2 protein-coding genes, 1 tRNA gene and 2 pseudogenes are annotated in these 6,309 nt (G+C 66.6%); 2 read left to right on the top strand and 3 right to left on the bottom strand.

What is annotated here, in order from left to right:
• Together OS124_RS27235 and OS124_RS0102470 are read left to right on the top strand one after the other, a co-directional pair.
• Nucleotides 1-186, top strand: a pseudogene (locus OS124_RS27235) (oxidoreductase); the annotation flags it as partial.
• An 87-nt stretch (nt 187-273) separates the two neighbouring features.
• Nucleotides 274-2,658, top strand: coding sequence for a hybrid sensor histidine kinase/response regulator (locus tag OS124_RS0102470; protein WP_010137723.1), 2,385 nt, complete (start codon nt 274-276; stop codon nt 2,656-2,658).
• 477 nt (nt 2,659-3,135) lie between these two features.
• Here the strand turns inward: OS124_RS0102470 and OS124_RS0102465 are convergent.
• The 3 genes and pseudogenes from OS124_RS0102465 to OS124_RS23480 all read right to left on the bottom strand — a co-directional run.
• Nucleotides 3,136-3,225: transfer RNA gene (locus OS124_RS0102465), tRNA-Ser, on the bottom strand.
• 101 nt (nt 3,226-3,326) lie between these two features.
• A complete protein-coding gene (locus OS124_RS0102460; protein WP_010137722.1) occupies nt 3,327-5,897 on the bottom strand; it encodes a DUF3772 domain-containing protein in 2,571 nt (856 codons plus the stop codon).
• Between the two features lie 7 nt (nt 5,898-5,904).
• A pseudogene (locus OS124_RS23480) lies at nt 5,905-6,309 on the bottom strand (cysteine synthase A); the annotation flags it as partial.

Here is a 6,309-nt window from a genome sequence, read left to right as displayed (position 1 = left end):
ATCCCCGCCGACAGCTTCCGGCCCGACGGTGCAATCCTGGCCTATGCGCGCAACGGAACGCCCATGACGCTGCGCAGCAAGGGGCCACTCTGGCTGGTCTATCCCTATGATTCCGCACCGGACTTCCGATCCGAGGTGATCTATTCCAACTCCATCTGGCAGCTGGATCGCATCGCATTGAAATAGCCCCCGCCTGGGAACGGCTTTGAAGGGCAACCGCGGCCGCCCGACGGGTGCCAGCAGTATCTGTGGGAGGGAAACGCGAGGCGTCATATGGCGATCAGCACGAGGGGGACAAGGCGCAGCGAACAGTCGACCATCCCGGGCGCCACGGGCACCAGCCTCGACGCCGGGGTCATCCGTCTGGCGGTTCTCGGCACCATCTCGGCCCTGTGTTTGGTCGTAATTGTCTTCCTGCTTACCGAGGTACGACAGAAGCTTGATGAGCTGGCATCGTCACCGCAGGACAATGTGCAATGGACATTGGCGCAGTTCGAAGTCGAGTACCTGAAGCTGCTGTCCGCCACGGCCGAGGGGCGCCTGGTCGCTTCCGGACTGCCATCCGGTGAATCCCTCCTGAAAGGTGCCGAGAACGGGCTGCCGCAGAGCCTCGCGCAGGTCGATCTGGACAAGACCCTGTCCGAGATCCGAAGACGCTACGACATCCTCTATTCGCGCGTTGACACCCTCGCGGCCTCGACGCTCTACAATCGGGCGCTGCGCGAGGACACCCTCCATGGGGCTTTTGACGAGATCCGGGCCGACCTGTACGCCCTTGCACAGATCATCGACGCGCCGGACCTCCAGCTTGTCCAGCGCCTGCCCGAGTTGAACCTGCGACTGGAGGCCTGGCGACCCGACCTGCGGCGGATGCTTTCCCATGCCAATCTTTCTCTGGTCGCCGAATCCGACTCGGCCCGGTTCGAGGTTCTTGCGGTGCTGCAAGGACTTGCAGCCGCCAGCCTGGTGCTGCTGGCCGCCCTGACCGCGATGGTCATCCTGTTCCGCTCCCTGGCGCGGGTTTCTCAGAGGCGTCTGGCGCAGAAGCAGATCGCCTCGGCCCGCCTTGAAACCATCTTCTCGACCTCTCGCGACGCGATCCTGATGCTGGACGGCCAGGGGGTGATCCGTGATACGAACCGCGCCGCGCGCAAGATGTTCGGCGTCTCGGGGCAGCGGCTGGACGGGCTGCCGGTCGGTCGCTTCCTGCGTCATGACACTGATGCGGGCACCCGTCCCGCGACCGGGCGCAGCCTGTTCGAAGCCTGTGGGCGTGGGATGCGAACAGGGTTCCGGCTGCTCGGGCGCAACCGTCATGGCAAGCGATTCCCGCTTGAACTGTCGATGGATACGACGGACAGCGAAGGCAAGCCGATGCTGGTCTGCATGATCCGCGACATCTCGCACCAGGTTGCCGCCGAGGCCGAGCTGACGGCCTCGCGCGACAAGGCGTTGGCGGCGGAGCGGGCCAAGGCGCGCTTTCTCGGGGTGATCAGCCACGAGATGCGGACGCCCCTGAACGGGATCCTCGGCACGATCGATCTGCTGGCCGAGAACGAGGATCCCCACGAGGTTCCGGGGTTCCTTGATGTCATTCGCACCTCGGCCCAGACGCTTTTGCAGCTGGTCAACGACGTGCTGGACATCACCCAGATCGAAGGGGGCGACATCCCGATCAGGCGCGCGCCCTTCGACCTCGACCGCCTGGTCTCGGACATCCTGGCCAGCGAAATGCCCCGCGCCCGGGCCCAGCAGAACCGCCTGTTCCGCATTGGGCTGCCCGAGGCCGGCTGGGTTGATGGTGACGGGACGCGGCTGCGCCAGGTGCTGCTGAACCTCGTGTCGAATGCGGTGAAATTCACCCGTCAGGGGTCCGTCAGCATCGAGTTGCGCCGCGACGGCGCGCGCATCGACATGCTGATCCGCGATACCGGACTTGGCATGTCCGAGGCCGAGGCGGCGCGGATCTTCGACGATTTCGTGCGCCTTGACGGCGCCTTGCAGCACCAGATCCCGGGCACCGGGCTGGGCCTTGGCATCGCGCGCCAGCTGACCCGTGCCATGGGCGGCGACATCGAGGTGGCAAGCGCGCCGGGTAAGGGCAGCGTCTTCACCCTCTCCCTGCCCCTGCCCGCCTCAGCCGCCCCCGACGCCAGGCCCCCACCCCCTGAAGACATGCCGCGAAGCCTGCGTTCACAGCACATCCTTCTGGTCGAGGACAATGCCACCAACCGGTTCGTCGCCCGTCGGATGCTGGAACGCGATGGCCACAGCGTCACCGAGGCACCCGATGGCGCCGCCGGTGTCGCGGCCGCCGGGAAGCGGGTTTTCGACTGCATCCTGATGGATGTCTCGATGCCGGTCATGGACGGGATCGAGGCCGCCGCAGCCATCCGCGCCGGATCCGGACCCAACCGCGACAGCCGGATCATCGCGTTGACCGCCCATGTCGGCGAAGAGGTCTCGGAGCAGCTGATGGCCAGCGGGCTTGACGATGTGATCGCCAAGCCGATCCGCGCCCAAGTCATCCGCCGCCTGCTCGCCGAGAACGAGGACCCGGATGGCGGGCGCCGCAGCAGGTGGCGGCAACGCGACGCGCCCGATGATCAGCCCCAGCGGGGAAAAGGCCTCTTGCCGCCCGGAGAGGAGACCGGGTGATGGCACCTGCCGCCCCCGCCCGTCCCCTCGCGCGGGCACCCCGCCCCTCCCTTGCATGTTTCGCGGGGACCGCGAAGCGGGCAGAGGCGCATCGGGCGAAGAGCGGAAGCCTGGCATGCGCATGCACCCGCCAAAGGTCCGGTCACCGGTCCCCAGGTTTCATGTCCACCTCAGGCAGCGCGGCCCCGAGGCACAGGGGAAGCAAGATCTTCTGACGGGGCAACCCCTTGCCCGGAAGACTGATCGCGCCAGATCGGCTGGACCTCTGCCATGGCTCCGGCACCAAGTGGCCCTGAGACAGTCACGGGACGCCATTGACTGGTGGAAAGGAATGCGCCGATCCGGATGTGCCCTCTCTCGGGCCCAGTCATGTGATCCCGGAAGCCGGATTATTCCGAGGCCCTGAGACCCTGACTGCAGATGCGACCGACACGTCTTGGACATGCCTCGTGCAAGAGTGCCACTGGGGGGGGGGAATGGCGGAGAGACAGGGATTCGAACCCTGGAGACGGTTTCCCGCCTACACACTTTCCAGGCGTGCGCCTTCGACCACTCGGCCACCTCTCCGTGGAGGCGTCTTTAGCCGCGAACGCCGGGGGTTTGCAAGAGGCTGAACGGAAAAAAGAGAAGGTTTTTCCGGTCGCTCCGTCCTGCCCCCGGCGCGGGGCTCAGCGCTCTGCGCCATCGCCCTCCCCCGCCTCGCCATCACCACCCTCATGCAGGTCCTCCTGGCGCAGATGCGTCGGCGCCGGAGAGCTCGCCGGGCCCTTGCCCGTCGTCGCGTCAGCCCCTTTCCGCGTGGTGGTTTCCGGCACGGTCTGGCTGGCGACGGGGGCGCCGGCGGCACCGCCCTGCGCCAGCAGGGCCTCGGGATTGCGCAACCAGATGTCGCGCTGCGCGAAGGGAATCTCGATCCCCTCTTTCTGGAAGCGCTCGGCGATCCGGTGCAGGATCTCGGTCTGCACCGCGAGGATCTGGGTCACGTCGCGCAGGATGGCGCGGATCTCGAAATTCAGCGAATCTGCGCCGAAGGCGGTGAAAACCACGCCCGGCGGCGGGTTCAGCAGCACCAGCGGCTGCTCTTCGGCGATCTCGCGCAGGATCTTCTCGACCCGGCGGGTGTCAGTGCCATAGGCCACGCCGACAGGGACGATCAGGCGGCCGATCAGGTTGCCGCGGGTCCAGTTTGTCACCTTGCCGGAAATCAGGTCGGCATTGGGCACGATCACATCCGTCCGGTCGAAGGTCTCGATCCGGGTCGAGCGGACGGAGATCGAGCGCACAAAGCCCATCTCGCCGCCGACCTCGATCCAGTCGCCTTCGGAAATGGGGCGTTCGATCAGCAGGATGATCCCCGAAACGAAGTTCGACACGATGGTCTGAAGGCCGAAGCCGACCCCGACCGAAAGCGCACCGGCAACGATCGCAAGCGAGCTGAGGTCGATGCCCGCCGTGGTGATGGCAATCAGACCGGCGAGGAAGATGCCGACATAGCCCAACCCGGAAACGACGGCCTTCTGGCCACCGATGTCCAGCCGGGTCTTGGGCAGCACCGTCGTGCGCATGGCGCCCTGCACCAGCCGGGTCAGCCCGTAGCCCAGCACGAAGACCAGAACGAAGACCATGAAGTCGGTCGGAGAGATATGGGTGTCTCCGACCGAGAAACCGGCCCGGAAGCGCGACCAGAGTTCCGAGAGGTCGGTCTGGCGCGCGCCCCAGATCAGCGCCAGCAACGGCAGCGCCGCCAGGTTCAGGGCAAAGCCGAGGATCACCGGCAGCAGCGCATCGCTGGCCCGCTGGCGGTCCCCCGAGATGACCACGTAGATCTCGACGATCATCTTCTGGAGGATCAGTAGCAGCGCCAGCAGCTCGAGCGAATAGAACATCTTGAGCACCAGTGCCGTCCCGGCCTGGAAATAGCCGATCGCCGCCAGCGCGGGCCCGACGACGGCCAGCAGCGCCACCGTCTGGCCGAGGAAGAGCACGAGCTGCTGAAGGAAACTCTTGCCGCCATCGGTCTCTTCGGCCTTCTCGCGGCCGTGCAGGATCAGGAAGCGGGAAATCCGCAGCTGGAAGAGGCCCAGCACGACCAGCAGCGGGAACATCAGCACATTGACGGTGGCCGCGTTCCAGTCGTCCAGCGTGATGGCTTGGCGCATCAGCGCATAGAGGCCCAGCAGGAGCCCCAGCACCATGGCATAGACCCGGCCCTCGCGGCGCTGCGCCGGGCTCAGCGACAGCATCAGGCCGCTGCGTTCGGCAACCGGGAAGACGAAATCGCCCAGCCAGCGAGTGGCGAAGATCAGGAAACCAGCGGTCGGCAGGGTGCCCACCAGGGCCTCGCCGCGCGGCCCGAGCAAGCCGCTGGTGATCGCCGCCGTCGTCAGCAGCAGCAGGCCCAGCACCGGCAGCAGGATCTGCCCCAGGGACACGATGAACGAGACCAGCCAGCGCGCCGCAGAGCGGTCCTGGTCCAGCAGGCGGATGGCCAGGCGCTCGATCCAGCCCCTGCCCCGCGCCACCAGCACCAGCGCCAGCAGCACAAGGAAGATGATCACCGGAAGGTTCTGGCGCACGACGTCGCGCTTGGTTTCGCTGGCCCAGTTGTCGGCGATGTCATGACCGATGCCCATGACGAAGACGCTCAGGTCCTCCAGGGCGCCGGGCCATTTCGTCGGATCCAGCGGCGAGGGCCCCAGTTCCATCAGGGCCTCGGCCTGGCGGGCCCGCAGGTTGGTATCGATCGAGCGGATCAGCGCATCGGCGCGGCTATAGGCGATCTCGGCGCGGCGAACGGGTTGCTGAAGCCCGGCCAGACGGTCTTCCAGCTCGGCGCGCTGATCGGCAACGGCCTTGGGCTCTTCTCCGCTCTCGGGCACGGCGCCGAGGGTCTCGATCTGCGCCTCGACGGCAGAGATCGCGGCAGAATTGGCCGAGCGGGCTTCTTCGAAGCGGCTGCGCCAGGCGACAAGCTCGGCGCGCAGGCTCTCGAAGGCGGTGTCCGAGGCACGGTCGCTCTCGATCGCGGCCTCGGCCCGTTCGGCGACGGTTTCCCAAGCGGTGATATCCTGCTGGCTGAGGACGGAGCCGCCGCCCTCTCCCTGCGCCTGCACCGGCTGGGCGGCCAGCACGGCGAGGCCGAACAGGACCGCCACCAGCATGGCGAGGGCCATGCGGATCAGCGCGCCCCCCTTTTCGTCGGACTTCTCGGCGGAAAGGAAGGGTCGTGCTGCCTGCATCTTGGTCTTAGTCCTCGTCAGAGAAGACACCGGGGATCGACCGCGGTGCCTCGGTCAGCCAGGGCGGCGTGGGAAGGCCCTTGCCGCGCAGAAACTCGGGGTTGAACAGTTTCGACTGATATCGGTTCCCGTAGTCGCAAAGAACAGTCACGATCGTATGACCGGGGCCCATCTCCTTCGCAAGACGGATCGCACCGGCAATGTTGACGCCCGAGGACCCGCCAAGGCACAGCCCCTCTTCGGCCAGCAGGTCAAAGACCAGCGGCAGGGACTCACTGTCGGGGATCTGATAGGCGAAATCCGGCGTGAAACCGTCGAGGTTGGCGGTGATCCGCCCTGCCCGATGCCCTCGGTGATCGAGGTGCCCTCGGCGCGCAGCTCGCCATGGGCATAGTGGTTGTACATCGCCGAG

It is taken from the genome of Oceanicola sp. S124 (assembly GCF_000220565.1).
In the GTDB taxonomy this organism is placed as follows: Bacteria; Pseudomonadota; Alphaproteobacteria; order Rhodobacterales; family Rhodobacteraceae; genus Pseudooceanicola.
The sequence above is the reverse complement of the archived record's forward strand: the minus strand, read 5'-3'. Positions and strand labels throughout refer to the sequence as shown.